16 protein-coding genes and 1 pseudogene are annotated in these 18218 nt (G+C 42.6%); 6 read left to right on the forward strand and 11 right to left on the reverse strand.

Features of this window, described 5'->3' with window-relative positions:
* The coding region (locus EWV66_RS01855; RefSeq protein WP_287107703.1) for an Rpn family recombination-promoting nuclease/putative transposase at positions 1 to 324 on the forward strand (324 nt) is incomplete at its 5' end.
* 30 nt (positions 325 to 354) lie between these two features.
* Positions 355 to 528 (forward strand): annotated as a pseudogene (locus EWV66_RS01860) (DUF2887 domain-containing protein); the annotation flags it as partial.
* A 60-nt stretch (positions 529 to 588) separates the two neighbouring features.
* On the opposite strand, the gene grrA reads toward EWV66_RS01860, so the two are convergent.
* The 7 genes from grrA to EWV66_RS01895 form a co-directional block, all read right to left on the reverse strand.
* On the reverse strand, positions 589 to 963 hold the full coding sequence (gene grrA, locus EWV66_RS01865; protein ID WP_052277585.1) for a GrrA/OscA1 family cyclophane-containing rSAM-modified RiPP: 375 nt from the start codon (positions 961 to 963) through the stop codon (positions 589 to 591).
* 14 nt (positions 964 to 977) lie between these two features.
* Positions 978 to 1877, reverse strand: a complete 900-nt coding sequence (gene grrP / locus EWV66_RS01870) for an extracellular substrate binding-like orphan protein GrrP (protein WP_052277586.1) — start codon at positions 1875 to 1877, stop codon at positions 978 to 980.
* An 88-nt stretch (positions 1878 to 1965) separates the two neighbouring features.
* Positions 1966 to 3135, reverse strand: coding sequence for a PQQ-dependent sugar dehydrogenase (locus tag EWV66_RS01875; RefSeq protein ID WP_072926304.1), 1170 nt, complete (start codon positions 3133 to 3135; stop codon positions 1966 to 1968).
* 73 nt (positions 3136 to 3208) lie between these two features.
* On the reverse strand, positions 3209 to 4168 hold the full coding sequence (locus EWV66_RS01880; RefSeq protein ID WP_287107704.1) for a NodZ family protein: 960 nt from the start codon (positions 4166 to 4168) through the stop codon (positions 3209 to 3211).
* A gap of 24 nt (positions 4169 to 4192) precedes the next feature.
* Positions 4193 to 5257 carry a glycosyltransferase family protein gene (locus tag EWV66_RS01885; protein ID WP_287107705.1) on the reverse strand — a complete coding sequence of 355 codons (1065 nt, stop codon included), beginning with the start codon at positions 5255 to 5257 and terminating at the stop codon, positions 4193 to 4195.
* Between the two features lie 239 nt (positions 5258 to 5496).
* Positions 5497 to 6279 carry a DUF3226 domain-containing protein gene (locus EWV66_RS01890; RefSeq protein WP_287107716.1) on the reverse strand — a complete coding sequence of 261 codons (783 nt, stop codon included), beginning with the start codon at positions 6277 to 6279 and terminating at the stop codon, positions 5497 to 5499.
* Complete coding sequence (locus EWV66_RS01895; RefSeq protein WP_002762438.1) at positions 6276 to 7460, reverse strand: AAA family ATPase; 1185 nt, start codon at positions 7458 to 7460, stop codon at positions 6276 to 6278. The genes EWV66_RS01890 and EWV66_RS01895 overlap by 4 nt, the downstream gene beginning before the upstream one ends.
* 431 nt (positions 7461 to 7891) lie before the next feature.
* Between EWV66_RS01895 and EWV66_RS01900 the strand changes: the two genes are divergently transcribed.
* Positions 7892 to 8341, forward strand: coding sequence for a DUF29 domain-containing protein (locus EWV66_RS01900; RefSeq protein ID WP_287107707.1), 450 nt, complete (start codon positions 7892 to 7894; stop codon positions 8339 to 8341).
* A gap of 12 nt (positions 8342 to 8353) precedes the next feature.
* Complete coding sequence (locus tag EWV66_RS01905; protein ID WP_002762440.1) at positions 8354 to 9103, forward strand: amino acid ABC transporter ATP-binding protein; 750 nt, start codon at positions 8354 to 8356, stop codon at positions 9101 to 9103.
* Positions 9104 to 9121: 18 nt separating this feature from the next.
* Here EWV66_RS01905 and EWV66_RS01910 read toward each other — a convergent pair whose 3' ends face one another.
* The 4 genes from EWV66_RS01910 to EWV66_RS01925 all read right to left on the reverse strand — a co-directional run bounded on the left by EWV66_RS01910 (position 9122) and on the right by EWV66_RS01925 (position 16788).
* The gene (locus EWV66_RS01910) at positions 9122 to 10687 is read right to left on the reverse strand and encodes a cation:proton antiporter (RefSeq protein WP_287107710.1); all 1566 of its coding nucleotides are present in this window, start codon (positions 10685 to 10687) and stop codon (positions 9122 to 9124) included.
* A 210-nt stretch (positions 10688 to 10897) separates the two neighbouring features.
* Positions 10898 to 14200 carry an efflux RND transporter permease subunit gene (locus EWV66_RS01915; RefSeq protein WP_287107712.1) on the reverse strand — a complete coding sequence of 1101 codons (3303 nt, stop codon included), beginning with the start codon at positions 14198 to 14200 and terminating at the stop codon, positions 10898 to 10900.
* Between the two features lie 6 nt (positions 14201 to 14206).
* On the reverse strand, positions 14207 to 15406 hold the full coding sequence (locus EWV66_RS01920) for a proton extrusion protein PcxA (protein WP_287107713.1): 1200 nt from the start codon (positions 15404 to 15406) through the stop codon (positions 14207 to 14209).
* 248 nt (positions 15407 to 15654) lie between these two features.
* On the reverse strand, positions 15655 to 16788 hold the full coding sequence (locus EWV66_RS01925; protein WP_287107714.1) for a glycosyltransferase: 1134 nt from the start codon (positions 16786 to 16788) through the stop codon (positions 15655 to 15657).
* Positions 16789 to 17081: 293 nt separating this feature from the next.
* Here EWV66_RS01925 and EWV66_RS01930 point away from each other — a divergent pair, with 293 nt between their 5' ends.
* Together EWV66_RS01930 and EWV66_RS01935 are read left to right on the forward strand one after the other, a co-directional pair.
* Entirely contained in the window at positions 17082 to 17261 is a 180-nt protein-coding gene (locus EWV66_RS01930) for a hypothetical protein (RefSeq protein ID WP_002738058.1), read from the forward strand.
* Positions 17262 to 17336: 75 nt separating this feature from the next.
* A complete protein-coding gene (locus EWV66_RS01935; RefSeq protein WP_002762448.1) occupies positions 17337 to 17684 on the forward strand; it encodes a DUF4359 domain-containing protein in 348 nt (115 codons plus the stop codon).
* The last annotated feature ends 534 nt before the right edge of the window (positions 17685 to 18218 follow it).

Genomic DNA, 18218 nt, shown 5'->3' on the forward strand with positions numbered 1-18218 from the left:
ACCCCCGACCAAAAACCGCAAGAACTCTTACAATTAATAGAGACGATTCTCGTTTATAAGTTACCGCTTCTCAATCGTCGGGAGATAGAAACTATGTTTAGTTTAGATGAATTAAAACAGACTCAGTATTTTCAAGATGTGCGCGAGGAAGCGCGTCAGGAAGGTCGTCAGGAAGGTCGTCAGGAAGGTCGTCAGGAAGGCAGACTAAACAAAGCATTAGAGGCGGTCCCTCGTTTGTTAGCCTTAGGGTTAAGTGTTGAGCAAGTCGCATCCGCGTTAGAGTTAGAGGTTGAACAGGTTAGAGCTATACAAAACGGGACATAAAAAAATGCGATCGCCTTGTAAAATAAAAGCATGAAAACTGACACGATTTTTTATCAACTCTTTCAATCTTTCCCCTCTATCTTCTTTGAATTAATTCAACTCCCTATCAGCGAAGCCAATAACTACCGCTTTGACTCAGTGGAAGTCAAACAATTTTCTTTTCGTCTTGATGGAGTCTTTCTGCCTCAAAATAATCACCCTAGATTTCATCGTAAAACCGGGGTTGGGACGAGGATAAAGTTTATCGCCTCACCCAACCTTACCTTACCAACGATTTAAGAAACTGCCACCATTACCCCAGCGCGGTCGGGAATTAAAGAAACCGCCACCGTCAGACCAACCATTGCGCCAGGGCCGCGCATTAACGAAACTACCACCGCGACCATCTCCCCAACCGCCGGCACGACTATTCACCCAACCGCGACCGCGACCATCTCCCCAGCCTAAAGCTTGTAAACTAGGATCGGCAGTATCTTCCGGCAGTTGGTTAACTCGTTCGCGTACAGCGCTGGACAGACGACTTAAACGCGCTTCAATGGGGTTAGCCTCGTCCGAGGCGGCCTGAGCGGTGCTAGTCAGACCGAAAGCAGATAAAGCGAGAAGAAAGCCGACTAAACCAGTTTTATTGCTGATATTCACCTGAATTTATGCTCCTATTTGGCTTCTTGGGGATTAATTTGGGCGTGTTCGATAACTTTGAAGGCAAAAAACCCCTTTAATAATTCTGGGGGGATGGGAACCATGCCTTGACTACCGAACCAGCGATCGATTTGACTAACGGTAGCCGTATCATTGGTGATGTAATCCTGCATCATTTTAACAATGGCATAGTTGACATCATCCAAAAAAGTAGAGTTATTTTCGGGAACCATGCAAGCAATCCCAAAATTAGCTAGAGCTTCTTCGGGGACGATTTCGTAGATTTTAGGGTTATCTCTGAGAATTGTTCCCGCTAAAGAAATGCTATCCCCCGCTATTGCGTCGATTTTACCGGTTTTTAAAGCTTCGATCGCTTCTTCTACGGTGCTGTAGGTAGTAACAATCGTCGCTTGCGGTTGTACTAATTTAATCACATCCACGGCCGCAGAACTGGGAACCAAGGCGATGCGTTTACCGATTAGGGATTGAGGAGTGGAGAGATTGCTTCCTTTTTTGGCTAAAATCCTAATCCCAGAAATGCTGTAACTGATGGAAAAATCGACCACTTTCGCCCTTTCCCAAGTAAAAGCCGTACTACAAGCGATATCGATGTCCCCGCTACGAATGAGATTAATTTTCTCTCCGGGTTGGTTAGCTTCCACCATTTGCAGGGTGACGGGACGACCGAGACGAGTTTCCAGTCGTTTTCTAATTCGTTCCAACACATCCATAGAATAGCCGACTAATTCCCCCTTCTCATTGACGTAGGAGTAGGGAATCGCATCAAAACGGGTTCCTACGGTCAAAAATCCCGTGCGAGCCACTTTTTCCACCACTGTTTCCGCTAAACCTGCGCTGGCGAGGAACATAGGCAATATGCAACCTAGTCCCACTAACTGTAAAATTTTCTTCATAAATCGAGTGCTTACTCCCGTACAAACATAACTATACTAGAAGTCGCTAAAAAATCTTCAAGGTTTCCATAATAATTTCTGTGAACTTTTACAAATTAGATGGCGGTTCAAGGCGAATTAATTGACCGTTACCTTCATCGGTGAGCAGGTATAAAAATCCGTCGGGACTTTGACGCACATCCCGCACCCTCTGACCGATGGGAATCGCTTCTTGATTGATAATTTCACCCGATTTATCCATTTCCAGACGGCGAATATCCCTGGAAACTAAACCACCGGCGAATAAATTTCCCTGCCAATTAGGAAAGCGATTACCAGTATAAAAGACCAATCCCGAAGGAGCGATCGCTGGTGTCCAAATTGTTTTCGGATCGATCAGACCGGGGCGATATCTTTCGCCGGAAACTGGGTTATTAGTGCCGTACTCTTGACTGGAAGAAACCAGTGGCCAACCGTAATTTTTGCCCTTTTCAATTAAATTTAATTCATCCCCTCCTTTCGCTCCGTGTTCTGTTGCCCAGACTCTTCTAGTCATCGGCTCGAAGCTGATTCCTTGAATATTCCGATGGCCATAACTCCAAATTTTAGAACCGGCGAAAGGATTATCTTTAGGGAGAGAACCATCGTCATTGATGCGGATAATTTTACCTAAATGACTTTGCAGATTTTGGGACTGTTTTCTAATTAAATCTCCCGCTAATTGTAGGGGAGGATTACCCCCGTCCCCAATCGCTACCAATAAAGTGCCATCCGGTAGCCATAATAACCGCGAACCGAAGTGTTGAGAGCCAGTTTTTGCTTGGGAAACTTCAAAAATAACCCGCACATCTCGCAAACTTGTACCATCATAAACCGCACGAGCGACGCGGGTACGATTAGCCTCCCGGTCTCCGTGAGCATAAGTTAGATAAATCCAGCGATTTTGGGCAAATTGGGGATGAATTGCCACATCGAGCAGTCCTCCTTGTCCGACGGCAAAAACTTCGGGAACTCCAGCGATGGCTTTTGGGTCTAACTTACCCTCTCTAACCACTCTTAAACGACCGGGGCGCTCTGTGATGAGGATTTCCCCGTTAGGTAGCCAAACCATAGCCCAAGGATGCTCTAAACCCTCGATTACGGTCACTTTTTGCCATTGATTGGTCTGGGAATTATTTGCCGAAGTTAATATTTTTGTACCTTGACAACTGGAGATAATTATGGTAAGCAAAACGCTAGATACTAAAGGCGAGAAAATGCGATTGAGAGAATTAAGCATGAGTTGGTAACTTCCCAGGTTTGCCATGGCATAGACATCATTAAGGTGGGTTCGGGTTAATTGCTCGTACAAACTATTTGGCAATACCTCTAATTTTCGCTTTTACTTTTTCAATGAATGAAGAAGAATTCACATCGTGGAGATGTTGTTTCCTCGCTTTACTTAGGATTGATGCCACTAAACCAAAGGAGGACTGTGAAGAAAAAATCAAATCATTACAACTGGCTAACAAATACATATCCATTAATGCTTCTATGCCATTTTGAACGCGATCAGGACATTGATCCCAGTTCTGGTGCATTCTTTCTCCCGATGGTGGAAACCATTTTGGTGTGGTGATAATATTTGGGAACTCCTGTTGAAATTTTTCAACAACTTCTTGAGAATCTGTAGCCAAGAAAATGCTGTTAAATTTATTGTTTTTGTTGATTTTTTTAGTATTAGTAATTAGCTTATCTAAAGGAATCTTCATGTCTGTGTATCTGACATGAACGCCTAGGGTATTCACTCCAAAGTAAGATGATCGGAAATCTTCGATAGACTGAACAATTTCAGGTTTCAAGCTTAGATGAGAGTTTAATACCTGTTTGATAATAGTACGATCATCCATTTTTGCCAAGTAGTCGAACTTCCCATGAAAAAGTTGTCTCATCTGGTTGATTTTATGAGTATAGGCACAGAAAACCAGAATCTCACTCTCATAATTTGTTCTAGATAATTCAACCGACATAGATTGATCCGAAATCCTTAAATCTTTTCTTAGTCCACCAAAAGATTGATCTAACTTATCAATCCATATCTCAGGATAGACAGACTTGGTATCAGGTATAGATTCTACTGAAACGGTCTTTGGACAGTTAAAAAATAGAGGGAAGGAGTTGATATCGTCATGACAATAAGTATTATCCCGCCAATCAATAACTAACTGGCGATTACTAATTTCACTATAGATTATTGCACCACAGGCGGCCAGAATTCGGTTTCCCATGCCAGAGGAACCTTTACAAATCAGAAATTTTCTAGAGCTATTCATATTTTCTATTAAGTATCTACTAAACTATAAACCTAGACGACGGCGAGTTCTTTTGAAACTAAGGGGGGAGTGAGCTATAAATAGCTTCACAAATTCTAGGCGACTTTGAAGGTCACGATATTTTTTTAGGTAGCAAAATAGTGCTTCTAAATTAATATAAATACCCTTTCGATACAGGTAATGCGCTAATTCTACCCCACTAATCTCATTTTTTAATAGGTCAATTAACTCAAGACTGGTAGGTAAGCTATTGGGGCGGAATGAGGAACTATAGGCAGAGTTTACCCATGATGCTTCTTTCCCTTTATAGGTTTTAGATTCTGGGTGTCCAAAACCAATATTATAGATCAAAGAAGTTTTGGGAATGAGATGAACCCGATTTTGATACAAAGATGCAAGAGTAAGAGTAATAACCCAGTCAGTTTGCTCATTTCTCTCTAGCCAGAACTGGTTTATTATAGTCATTTTTGTTTGCACGGTGGCGGGTATATTATAGAATTTTCCAAAAGGATTATATTGTTTTGGCTGATTGATGAGAGCGATATCATTCCAGCGATCGGCCCAGATACCGAATCCCCAAGAAAAAACTCTATGAGAGAGAGCAAAATCCTCTTCGATCAAATGATATGCTTGTTCTGGAAAGGCTGCATATCCGCTAATCGAAAAGATTTTTTTATGTTCACGGTATGCCTCTAATAGACGGCACATACTATCATAAAAATATGGATTGGGAAAGTTATCATCTTCCAAGTAAACAACAGATTCATAAGTGGATAGTACTTCTGTCAAGGACAAAATGACATTTTGATCACAGCCCAAATTTTGTGGTCTTAACCTTATATCTACTGGAATTTTACTAGAGAACTCTTGCAGTAAAGCAATTGTTTGATCAATCAGGGGTAGATCAAGTTCATTTCTTGCTCCATCCACATAGGCAATGATCTGATGAGGAAATAGAGTCTGTTGGGTTAAACCCTTTAAAACTTCCTTGAGTAGATCGGGACGAGTAAAAACTATTAAAATAACTGGCGGCAAAGAACTAGGTAAAGGCACCTCATCAAGAGACATTGGTAAATTTGTTAAATTCATAGACTACCGCACAACAAAAATTTTAACATCTGCACAAATCATGCCCAATATGGTAACACCTTAATTTGACTGTGTCAAGCTTGATCACACTTCGATAACTCCCAGCTAGAATTTTTTGACCTTAACTTGAGAGAAAACTTTTATTATAATGCTCGGATATCCTGTCTCCTTTTCATGACCACTTGTTAACCGTAACTTCCTAGTTGGTAACTCTCCAAGTTTTCAGCAGATCAATATAATTATATTGACTCCATTTTGAGGAGTTGTTTTAGAAAAGTTAAGAGATTTTCTAGTGATGGTATTTGCATTAAAGTTTGCTCGCTAATCCACCGATCATCAGAAATAGTTGCGGTGTTGGTTTTTCCAGGTTTAAGAATACTAGCAACTGCGGCAATAGTGGCTTTTTCTTTATCAAAAGGTTTCCAGCCAATTTGACTAATTTCCTCCTCAGAAAACTGTTGAATATATGCTTTTGCCCTCTTCATATATTCAGAATAGGCGATTTTTCCACAATCACAAAGTAGGGTATCTAAGACACCTTGATCAACATTATTAGGCAGTATGTATAATCCGACTCTTGGTTTATTTTCTTGAATAGTTCCCGTGGCAGCTACTACCCTGGGAAAGTCGGGAAAATATTCCCGAAAACCCTGATGATATTTACGAGCAACTTCTGCCGGGTTATCTTTATCCGCATCGGCAATAACGGCAAAAGCTGATAATTCATTGTTATAATCCATATCGGCAAGTTTATTGGTTAAATTTTTAATTAATTCACTGCCACCCCCGGCATAAATTGCCACGGATAAAGTCTCAGTATAAAGAATAGATGGCATATCGAGTCTGATGTAAAGTTTTCCAGTTTTAAGAGGAGGATATTTCGGAATAAATTTTTTCCAAATTGGTTCTAGATTTGAGAGTTCTTCACATTTAGAAAACCCCAGAAGTTTACACATAACTTTCACCAGAAAAGCTTGATCATGATTACCTTCCACTCCAATCAATATATGTTCTCGACTCACCAACGAACCTCCTGTCCTAAGTCTTCTCGTAAGCTTTTTAATCGAGTCCAATCATGTCTAACTACTCTAGTATAATTTTCCTTTGGTTCGAGACGATAAAGCACCAAATCTGATTCTCGTTCAGTAACTTCTAACAGAGCATCAACAGCTTCTAGACTGTGGGTAGTAGCAAACAGTTGTACATTCATTTTTTGACACCATTTAACTAACCAATTAAAAGAACTTTGCAGTGCCTCTGTATGAATAGCTGATTCTAATTCATCAATGAATAAAATTCCACCTTTAACACTGGCAAGTTTGAGGGCAATATGAAGTAAGCGACGCACCCCGTCACCAAAGGTACTAACGGGTACAAGTCCCAATTTTTCGTGTTGAATATAAATGTTAAATCTGGAAGATAAAGAATGAGGAGGTAAGAGAATTTCTAAATCAGAAATATTACTGTCCATTTGACGTAGTAAATCGATAACATCTGTTTTAAAATTGGCAAATCTCACTTCTGAAAGTAACCGAAATTGACCAATATCAGAACGATGAGAAGCGGGACTAACCAGAGAAGTTAGTAAGCTAGGTTCTTTTTTTCCCGATAGTCTAGAGAGAGGGCTATTTTCCCAAAGTTGATAGTTTTCTTTCAGGGGATTTTGGGGATAATTAATTAAACTTATTAATTGTTCTTGAGCCAGAAATACTGTTATCGATAAATTTATACCTTTTCTTGTTTCCCATAAATCTTCATTATTATCGATTAAATCTTCGTTTTCTTCGCTAATTATCTCATTAGGATGAAGCTTGTCTTCGGGATTGTCAATTAAAATAATTCCTTCGAGTTCTTCATAAATTGCCTCAATTTTCTGAACTTTAAAGGAGCCATTTCCTGTGATTGATATAACCCCGTGATTAAGTTTTTCTTGCTCAATCATTGCATCGTGGGTAAATAACCACTGTAGGGAATCTAGATAAGGAGTCCGAGAAACTCTGTACTCTTGTTCTCTTTGTCTAGCAGTATTTAGCCAAACTTTTAGATCTAAGGGATGACAGTAAATAGATAACGCTTCGAGAACGCTGGTTTTTCCCGAATTATTAATTCCCACAAGCAGGTTAATCTGTCCGAGATTCTTTAGCTCAAGCTCTCGCAGTCCTCTAAACTGGTGAATGGTAATGTTTTCTAGGCTTTTAGTCATAAACTTAGTTTAGCTGAAAAGGGTGACAAAAAACTAAGTTATCTCCTCAAATGTATTGAAGTTTTAATTTAATCAACTTCTGGTTCTTCGTTACTTAGTATGGTTCGATAGGGGGGCATAAATCGACTAAATCCTTATCTGGCAAGAGACTTAATTGATTAGTTCGCTCTAGATCAAAAATAATTGACAAAAATCGCCAAACAAAAACCGAAGAACCCAACTTCTTCGGGTACAGTCAGGATTATTGCCTCAATCAATTCAGGTGTTTATTCGGTGTAAATATGAATAAATTCGATAAAATCAGTTAATTATGCGGAAATATCTCCGTTTAAAACTAAATAAAAAATATTTACACTAATCAACCGCATCTTTTATGCTATCATTTCTAGGAACGGGTTATTTTTAATAATGTCCCCATTTGATCAAAGACAATGCTTGCTTTAGAACAGCTTTATGAACGGGAGTATGATCGCTGGTTAAGCGAGACGATCGAGTTATTAAAAAATCGTCAGTTAGATCAGTTAGATTACGAACATTTGATCGAGGAGTTGGCAACTTTAGGACGGAGCGAAAAAACTGCTGTTAAAAGTTTAAGTTTGCAAATAATAATCCAGCTGCTACTCTATCAATTTTGGACAACACAAAGAGAAAGAAATAGTAATCATTGGGCGGCAGAGATGATCACTTTTCGAGTACAATTAGAAGATAAGCTCACCACCGATTTAAGCAAATTTCTAGAACTAGAGTTAGAGAATATCTATGAAAATGCCCGCTTAATTGCCGAAAAAAAGACAGGATTAAAAAATTTACCGATAATTTGTCCCTACTCTCTGAGACAAATTCTTGAGAAACAGTGGTTTCCCGATACAGATAATCAATAAACTCTCAAAAATATGGACTCTCACAACAGTGAACCGATTATAATTGCCGAAGCTGTGGAAAAATGGTACGATAACCGCTTTCATGCTTTGCGGGGAGTCAATCTCACCGTTAATAAACAGGAAGTTGTCGTGATTATGGGACCGTCTGGTTCGGGAAAATCCACCTTTATCCGCACTTTTAACGGGTTAGAATCCTATCAAAAAGGCCGCATTATTATTGACGGAATAACTGTTTCCCACAACCTCAAAAATATCGAGGCAATCCGTCAGGAAGTCGGGATGGTTTTTCAACAATTTAACCTCTTTCCCCATCTGACGGTATTAGATAATGTCACCCTCGGACCGATGTGGGTGCGCGGTTGGAAAAAAGCGCAAGCGGAGGAAATAGCCAGAAAACTCCTCGAAAAAGTTGGTATTCTCGAACAAGCGCTTAAATATCCCCCTCAGTTATCGGGAGGACAACAGCAGCGGGTGGCAATTGTTCGCGCTTTGGCCATGCAGCCGAAGGTGATGTTATTCGATGAACCCACCTCAGCTTTAGATCCGGAAATGGTGCGAGAAGTCTTGGAAACGATGCAAAGTTTAGCCAAATCCGGGATGACCATGGTTTGTGTCACCCACGAGGTAGGATTCGCGCGAGAAGTGGCCGATCGAGTGGTATTTATGGATCAGGGTTTAATTTTGGAAATTGCCCCCCCAGCAGAATTTTTTAATCATCCCCAATCCGATCGAACTCAGCAATTTTTAGCAAAAATTCTTTGATTTTCCATGACTTGATCATTAAACCATCTCTTTTTCTTCTTCTACCTCCACTAAAAGGGGAACGAGATTTTCATTTAAACGACCGGCTCGAATTAATTCTGCGTAGGTATTAGCTTCTATATCGAGTAAAGTATCTTGAAATTGTTCGGCCACCACATCTTTTAATTGTGGGTGTTCCTCTAGTAATTTTTGCAACTGATCGCCCAAGGACTTTAATTGTCCTTCCACCAGAGTTTTTTTGTCGCGATAAAATTCGGGATCGATATCGGGAAAACGTTCTGGTTGTTGCAGATAATTAGACACCCTAGTTAAAGCAATTTGACGAGCAATTAGGGCCGAATATTCGCTCCGAATCGGTTGATCACCGATAAGATTGAGGGCATTTAACAGCCATTGTATAGATAATCCTTGCACCAATAAAGTAAATAAAACCACCCCAAAAACCACGTCAATAATTTCTTGACGGTAGGGGATAGACGTAGGAACACTTAACGCTAGGGCGATCGAAACCGAACCGCGCAATCCTCCCCACCATAACACCGTTCTTTCCTTAAAACTGATCCTATTGCCCGTAATTAGGTTACTAATTCCCCCTAGTCCAAAAATTGAGAACAGACGGGAAACCACCATAGCAGCGATCGCAATTAAAATCCCCGTTAAGTGACTACCAAGACTCTCAAAACGGGTTTGATCGCCGATCAGTAAAAAGATGATGGAATTGACAAAAAAGGCGATAAATTCCCAAAATTCGCTAACTACCAAGCGCGTGCGGGGACTCATACCAATGCGCGAACCGAGATTACCGAGAATAATCCCGACAATTACCACCCCAATCACACCGGATCCGCCTAATTTTTCCGTGACGAGATAGGTTCCGTATGCAGAAACTAGAGTAAGAGACTGTTCCACAAAAGGCAAATCAAAGCGTTGGGTAAGGTAGGAAATGCCGAAACCGATCACGCAACCGACACCGATGCCAATTCCCACAAAGGTGCAGAAACGAGCGATCGTCACGGGGACGGAAAAGGTATCGACTCCCAAGGGAATACCCACCAAGAGGACGAAAGCGACCACAGCGACCCCATCATTAAAGAGACTTTCCCCTTCCATCAGGATCGTCAGTTTTTTACTGGCCCCCAATTCTTTAAATAGGGCAATCACAGAGACGGGATCGGTGGCAGCTAGGGCAGCCCCCAACAGAAACGCGATCGATAGGGGTAAATTAGCAAAGATATGTAGGGGATAGGCGACTCCCAAAACGGAGATAATTACCCCGATAACGGCAAAAAGGACGATAGTAACCCAATATTCCTTTAATTTAGCCCAAGGAATATTCCAAGCGGCTTCAAAAAGGAGGGGAGGCAGAAAAATTTCCAGAATTAATTCCGGGGAAAGATTAACTAGACGCAAATCTAAAAAAGCTAAACCCATACCGACAATAACTAACAGCAGGGTGTAGGGAATTTTGCGGAGGAAGGCAACGGTTCTCGATAAAGTGGCGACACTCAAGGAAATGGTCAAAACTAGCAGGAATTGCTCTAAATTATGAGCGATCGCCTCGTTAGCAGTAGATTCTAGGGTCATTAGTTATCAGAGATGGGTGTGGGGTGTGGGGTGTGGGGTGTGGGGAGGTGGGGTGATGGGGAAGTGGGGTGATGGGGAAGTGGGGTGATGGGGAAAGTGGGGAGACCACTTCGTGCGCGTTGCGGGGGGAAAGTGGGGAGGTGGGGGAATTTCAACTAATACCCTAAAACCCCAAAACCCCAAAACCCCAAAACCCCAAAATCTAACACCCTAGTCATTCCCAGACTGAGGAGAGATTTTCAAAGAGGAAATGGCCCCTTCTTCTATCGGGGTTTCTGATGTATTCCTTTCCCCACCCAGAGAGGGAGTTTTACTATTGCCAGAACCGCCACTTTTCGGGGGTTTCGAGGAGAGGAATCGGGCCTCGAACTGTTTAATCAGCACATACAACACTGGGACAAGAAATAAACTCAACACCGTCGAAATCAGATAACCGCCTAGGATTGCAGTTCCCAGGGACCAACGACTCATCGCTCCGGCGCCGGAAGCGATAACCAAGGGCAAGAAACCGACTAAACCGGAAATAGCCGTCATCAGAATTGGTCTTAAGCGTTCCGTCGAGGCCCGGGCCGCCGCATCGGGAATACTTAAACCCAAAGTACGGGACTGGTTAGCGAATTCCACGATTAAAATCGCATTTTTTGCCGCTAAACCGATTAACATGACCAAAGCCACCTGAGCATAGATATTATTATTCACCGTCGGGAAGAGACTACCCACTTGTAGGAAATTCGCCCGCAACAGTATAGCCCCCATGGCACCCAGGATCGCTAGGGGAACGGTAATCATGATGATAATCGGGTCAATGTAGCTTTCGTACTGGGCCGCAAGGACAAGGAAAACCACGATAAAGGCTAATCCGAAGATTACTGGGGCAGCCCCGGCGGAAGTTTTTTCTTGGAAAGCTGTACCCGTCCAAGCGTAACCGAAACCGGGCTGCAGGACTTTCCGACAAACATCTTCCATCACTGCGATCGCCTGTCCCGTACTAAAACCGGGAGCGGGATTACCCTGAACGTTAATCGAGGGATAGAGGTTAAAGTTAGTGATAATCGGTGGATAGGTGAAGCGTTTGACGCTAACCAAACCCGATAGGGGAATATTGGCCCCGGTACGGGAACGGACGTAAAGACGGTTAATATCTTCGGGATTAGAACGATAATCCGCTTCTGCTTGGGCAAAGACTCGATACAAGCGATCGCCTAGGACGAATTGGTTGACGAAGTTGGAACCGAGATAGGTTTGCAGGGTACCGAAAACGGACTGCATATCGACGTTTTGGGCCTGTAGCTGGTTGCGATTGATGGAAAGTTCCAGCATCGGCGTGTCGGTGGTAAATTGGGTGAAAATTCCCGATAATTCCGGTCTTGTTCGGGCCTCAGCCATGACGTTATTAGCGTTGGCAATCAAAGCGTCCATGGGGAAAGAAGCGCGGTTTTGGATAAATAACTCGAAACCGCCAGTAGAACTTAATCCATCTACAGGGGGCGCATTAACGGCGAAAGCGCGAGCATCTCGGACTTTAGTGGCTAATTCTCGGTTAATTTTCCTGAGAATGCCGAAAACTGACTTATCTTCCCCAGTCCGCTCCGACCATTCTTTTAACTTGACAAAAAATAGCCCTTGGTTGCTGCCACTTCCGGCAAAACTAAAGCCCGCCATACCGACAAAGTGTTCCACTTCTTCGATACCGGCGAGAATTTCTTCGTTAATCTGACGGATAACCCGGTCGGTGTAGCGCAGGGAAACCCCGGGGGGTGCTTGCACCAAAACGAAGGCATAACCTTGGTCTTCTTCGGGGATAAAACCCTGGGGAGTGGTGCTATAACTCCAAGCTGTGAGAAAGAGGGCGGCGATAAAGAAGGGTAAAACCAGAAACCGAACTCGGATCAGAAATTCGATCAAGCGTCGATAACCTTCTTTAACTGCGTTGAAACCCCGATTAAAGCCCTCGAAAAACAGTCCCAAGGGTCCGCGGGTGCCTTGGGGCGGTTTCATGATAATCGCCGACATGGTGGGGGAAAAACTGAGGGCGTTAAAGGTGGAGATCAGAATTGAAGCGGAGATGATAACGGCAAATTGTCGATAAACGATCCCCACCGTACCCGGGAAGAAGGTGACGGGAATAAAAACCGCAAATAGTACAAGAGAACTGGCAATTACCGCCGAGGTTAACTCCCCCATGGCATCAAGGGCAGCTTGAAATGGCCGCATTCCCTGTCGTAATTTTTCCGATACCGCCTCTACAACCACGATCCCGTCGTCCACCACTAACCCGGTGGCTAGAATGACGGCAAACAAGGAGAGATTATTGAGAGAATAGCCTAAAGCGAGGGCGACGGCCATGGTTCCGATCAAAGATACGGGAATAGCGATCGCCGGAATGATCGTGGTGCGCCAATCCTGAAGGAAGATAAAAATGACTAGAATAACCAGTAAAATCGCCTCCACCAGAGTGCCAACGGCTTCTTCCAGGGAGGCGGCGACAAAGGCGGTATTATCGAGGGTAATGGCGATATTTAACCCCGGGGGGAAACTTGGTTCTAGTTCCGCCATTTTCTCTTTTACCAGTTTGGCAGTATTCCAAGCGTTGGAACCGGGCAACTGATAGACGATATAGACAACGGCGGGGGATTTGTCGAAATAGGCGGCGGTACTGTAGCTTTCGGCTCCGATTTCTGCCCGTCCCACGTCTTTAATTCGGATTAAATCGCCATTTTCCCCGACTTTGACGACAATATTTTCCGCTTCCTCCCCGGTGGCAACCCTACCAACGGCGCGAATGGCGATCTGGAATTCCTGATCTTCGGGACTAGGATCACCGCCAATTGTCCCCGCACCCACCTGAATATTCTGTTCTCGGATTGCTTGTACTACTTCGTCCGCCGATACACCCCTAGCGGCTAAAGCATCGGGATTAAGCCAAAAACGCAGGGCGTATTCCCTCTCCCCGATGATGGTTGTACTACCAACCCCCTCGATCCGGCGAATCTCGGCATCGATGACTCGATCAACAAAGTTACTTAAAAAGACCGTATCGTAGGGATAATTGCCCTTTTCGTCCGGTTTGGCGGAAATCCCGTAGGCAAGGGTAACGCTGGGGGATTGGGTATTGGTTGTCACCCCCTGCCGGTTCACTTCTTCCGGTAAACTAGCGGCCGCGGTACTGACACGGTTTTGTACCAAGACTTGGGCAATGTTACGATCCATTTCCACCGGGAAAAAGACATTCACCGTACTTTGTCCGGTGTTGGTACTCTGGGACTGCATATAAACAATCTGTTCTGTCCCGTTAATCTGGCGATCGAGTACCGTGGTAACGTTATCCTGTACGGTTTTGGCATCGGTTCCCAAATAGTTGGCATTCACCGCTACCTGAATAAATGCCAACTGCGGCAGTTTTTCTAGGGGTAAAAAGGGAATAGCGATCGCACCGATCAAAACGATTAAAATCGAGCAAACTGTGGTCAAAACGGGTCTTTTAATGAAAGTATCGGCAATACTAAGGATCATAGGGCGTTACTGGTTCATTTTTTCTAGGATAGTTGCGGCAGTGGGAGATTTACGAGTCAGATAATTAAATATTAATAGTTTAAAGATGGTATCTAGGATAACGGGAACAGTGGCCACAAACAAGCTGATAAATGTAATATTCTCGCGCCAACCAAAGTGCCGGAACAAAGTTTCTAAGATTACCGTCCAACCTTCCGCCGAGTGAAACCCGACAAATATATCGGTAAAGAGGATAAAGATAAAGGCTTTGGTGATATCATTTAAGCTGAGAAAATAACGACTAACATAAGCCCGCGTAATCGCCAATTGTTGACGACCAAAAATTAAGATCGCAATAAAGGCTATTAATCCAGTAATATCGGAGAGTAAGTTTTTCCAACCATCTTGACTTTCATAACCCGCTTCTCTGAATAATTCTTGCACCTGTTCCCGAAAGGTTTCTTCTGATTCTTGCCCTACTTTTGCTACTCCTAAAACGTGCTTGATTTCTTGTATTTCTTGAAGTCGAGCAAATTCTTGGAGATATTTTTCGCCAATTTCCTGAGAAATATAAACTTCTGATATTTTCGCTCTATCCACACCAAAATAGTTTAGAACAGGGCTAAAAATAAAGTTTCTACTAATAACCTGCACCGAGAGAGGAACTAAAATAATAATCAGGATAAAACGAATAGCAATACGTTGCTGCTGTCGCAGGGTACGGAGTTGTTTGATGACAGTTTGTTCGTATTCGGGGGTTAATTCTTGCTGGAAGTTAAAAAATTTATTACTGGTTGCAGGAGAAATTATCTGGTTATCTTTATCCCTGGGTTTATCACTGGTGAGATTGGTATTAGGCAGATTTGGGGTTTGATTATTCGGTAATGGGGGCAGCAATTCCCCTAAATCTAGGCGATATTTACCGATAATATCCTCGATCGCTTTTAAAGTCTCTAGGATGTTATTATTTTCTGGGTTAGTTTGCGGATTGATAAAATTACCCAGACGCACTTGAGTTAAATCGAAACGTATCTGTAATAATTCTCGCTCTAGGGTACTTTGAAAGTAATCATAAACACTTTTTCCTCCCACGGCAGCCGGGGAAATTTTTTGTCCCCCAAAATGTTGATCTTCGATCGCTTTAATTTTCAACGCTCTCTGATAAGCTGATTCTAAGGCCCCTAAAGAGCGTTTTTCTACCCATTGATTAACTCGATTCCAAGGCACGGCTATAATCCTCGCTTTTCTGTCATCACAATCACCACGGTAAGCTATCAGCGTTGGCTAGATATCTACTTTCGAGAAATATCCATAATATTACATTTTGAGCGCAGGTGATGCACTCCCACCATTGCTGAAATACAACGTTTCTCATCAAGATAAAGTGTAACCTAATTTGTTATCAACGACCGATGACCGACTCCCTAAAACGAAAACTTCCTAGCTCACCATTAGGATAACTGCTCTAATTAAAGTTAGCAATAACTTTTAGATATTGAATGCTCCTCAACAAATAAACTATAGTTACTTTGAAAGATTTCAGGGGTAAATCTATTAGCCTGTTGCCGACAACTTTCTGGAGCAATTCTATCACCCTGATCCACAAAATATTTAACTGCTTCTACCAAAGATTGGGGATTTTGTTCCCCAAAAAGTAATCCTGTTCCCTGGGGAGAATTTTCCCGCAGATCCCGCACGGTTTCTAAAGCACCTCCGGCGGCAAATGCAATCACGGGAGTGCCACAAGCTTGCGCTTCCACTAAAGCAATACCAAAATCCTCACAGGCAGCATAAATAAACGCTTTTGCTTTCGACATATATTCTGCTACCATTTGATCGGACACTGCCCCTAAAATCTGAATATTATCCCTTGCTAACTGACGAATTAAAGCCATCTGTGGACCATCTCCAATAACTATTAAGGGTAATCCCAATCGATTAAATGCTTCCACAATTAAAGGGACTTTTTTATAACTAACCAAACGAGAAACTACTAAATAAAAATCTTCTTTTTTCTCTTGGTAGGGAAAACGCTCGATTTGTACAGGGGGATAAATAACTTTTGCCTCCCGTCGATAACAGCGCCAAATTCGTCTAGCGGTGTGGTGGGAATTAGCCAAAAAATAGTCCACACGATTAGCAGAAATCACATCCCACTGACGCAAACCATGCAAAAGATAACGGGTGAAAATACCGGGTAATCCCTGTCCTAACTTACTATTAGCCAGATAGTCAAAAGTTAAATCCCAAGCATAACGCATCGGAGTGTGACAATAACAAATGTGAACCTGATCCGGTCGAATTAAAACCCCTTTAGCCACACAATGGGAGGAGGATAAAATTACATCATAATCCTCTAAATTTAACTGCTCGATCGCCAAGGGAAGAAAAGGTAAGTATTTTTGTACGCCATTTCTCGCTTTCGGGAAATTTTGCAGAAAAGTTGTCCCGATCGAGCGACCATAGAGATAACTATCGGGATTAGTGGACTCAAAATCGATCAAAGCGTATAAATCCGCCTCTAGACATTGTAAAATCTCCCTAACCACTAATTCCGATCCCCCCGTCGCTTTTGGGGTTAACCACTCGTGAACCAGAGCATACTTCATAGGATAATCAATAATCTCAGCCGTAATTATAGCAGTAAGGGATCAGCAGTTTAAGAGTTCACTTTCCGGCTTTCTCTTCGCCAAAATTACCGACACATATCAGATCACGGTAAAAAACCCTAGGAAGAAATTATTAAATTTTTCAAGAAAAATTGCAAAGTTTAGTAAAAATTACTAGCCAGATCAGATGATCGAGTTCATAATGGGGATCAAGGAAAAAATAGACTTAAACCGATTGGGATCAAGAAAAACTAGCTTTACATACAAAAGATAACTAATTAATGAGGTTTGCTATGATCACCCTGCAACAAGTGCGCTGTCCTAATTGTGGAAATTTTGCCGAAAGACAGCATATTTTAGAACACCATCTCGTTAGCACCGCCTGTTCTCACTGTGATTATCTGTTAGTTAGTTGCAGTCTCACAGGAAATGTACTAGAGTGCTATGCACCCGGTATTGGTTTAAGAAATTAACACTGCCCCCTAGCCAGATCGAAAATGTCTTGTCAAAATTAGAGTGAGAAGACAAAATCAAGGAGCTAAGTAGCTATGGGGGGTAATTTCTTCAAGGGAGCGATCGCCCTGGGGGTAATAGCGGGGATTATGGGATTTACCAATCCCCCCCAAGAACTTTACAGCGAATACGCCGCCGAAAAACTCCTCGCTCATGCCGACAAAATCGCTTGCGAGAAAATCAGTCTCTGTGGCTCGATCGATTCTTTGCCGGTGGCAGCCAGAAATGTGATCAAAAATCAAATCTTAAAACCAGCGATCGAAACCTCTAGTCAACGGCAAAATCTAGGTGTGTTCAGTATTTACACCACAGAAGTACCGGGGGTAGCTAAAATTAGAACTCTTGGCGCTTTTGGGCATTTCTTGACTTTCTCGGAGACTTAGGTGAGATTACTGCCAGCTTAAATAATAGACCTCTTGTAAAAATCAAAAATTGTTGTTAGGGTTAGGAGTCAGTAGTCAGGAGAATTAAGAAGGAATAATAATCAGTTAAATGGTCTATTTAGGGCTGGCTGAATAAATCTTAAAACCTTGTTGGGTAAGACTTTTAGACCTTTTGTCAATCAAAAAGTACTGGATATAGGAGTGATCGGGGGAAAATCCCTGGACTTTTTCCCTGAAAATTAGGTACTTGGCCCCCTCAAAACTGGTAAAACCCCACACCCCACACCCCACACCCTACACCCCACACCCTACACCCCACACCCTACACCCCACACCCCACACCCCACACCCCACACCCTGTCCCCACGAAAAACTTTTTCAGCAGACCCTAATTATGCAAGAGGTTTAATGAGTTAAGTTGACATCCTCGCCGCCCTAAAAGTGCGGCGATTCCTAAACCTCACGATTTAAGTTTCTGCTTCCACCACCGTCGCATACCACAGTTAAAAAACCATGTACTGTCTTACACAGAGT

It is taken from the genome of Microcystis sp. M_OC_Ca_00000000_C217Col (genome assembly GCF_007095585.1).
Classification (GTDB): domain Bacteria; phylum Cyanobacteriota; class Cyanobacteriia; order Cyanobacteriales; family Microcystaceae; genus Microcystis; species Microcystis panniformis.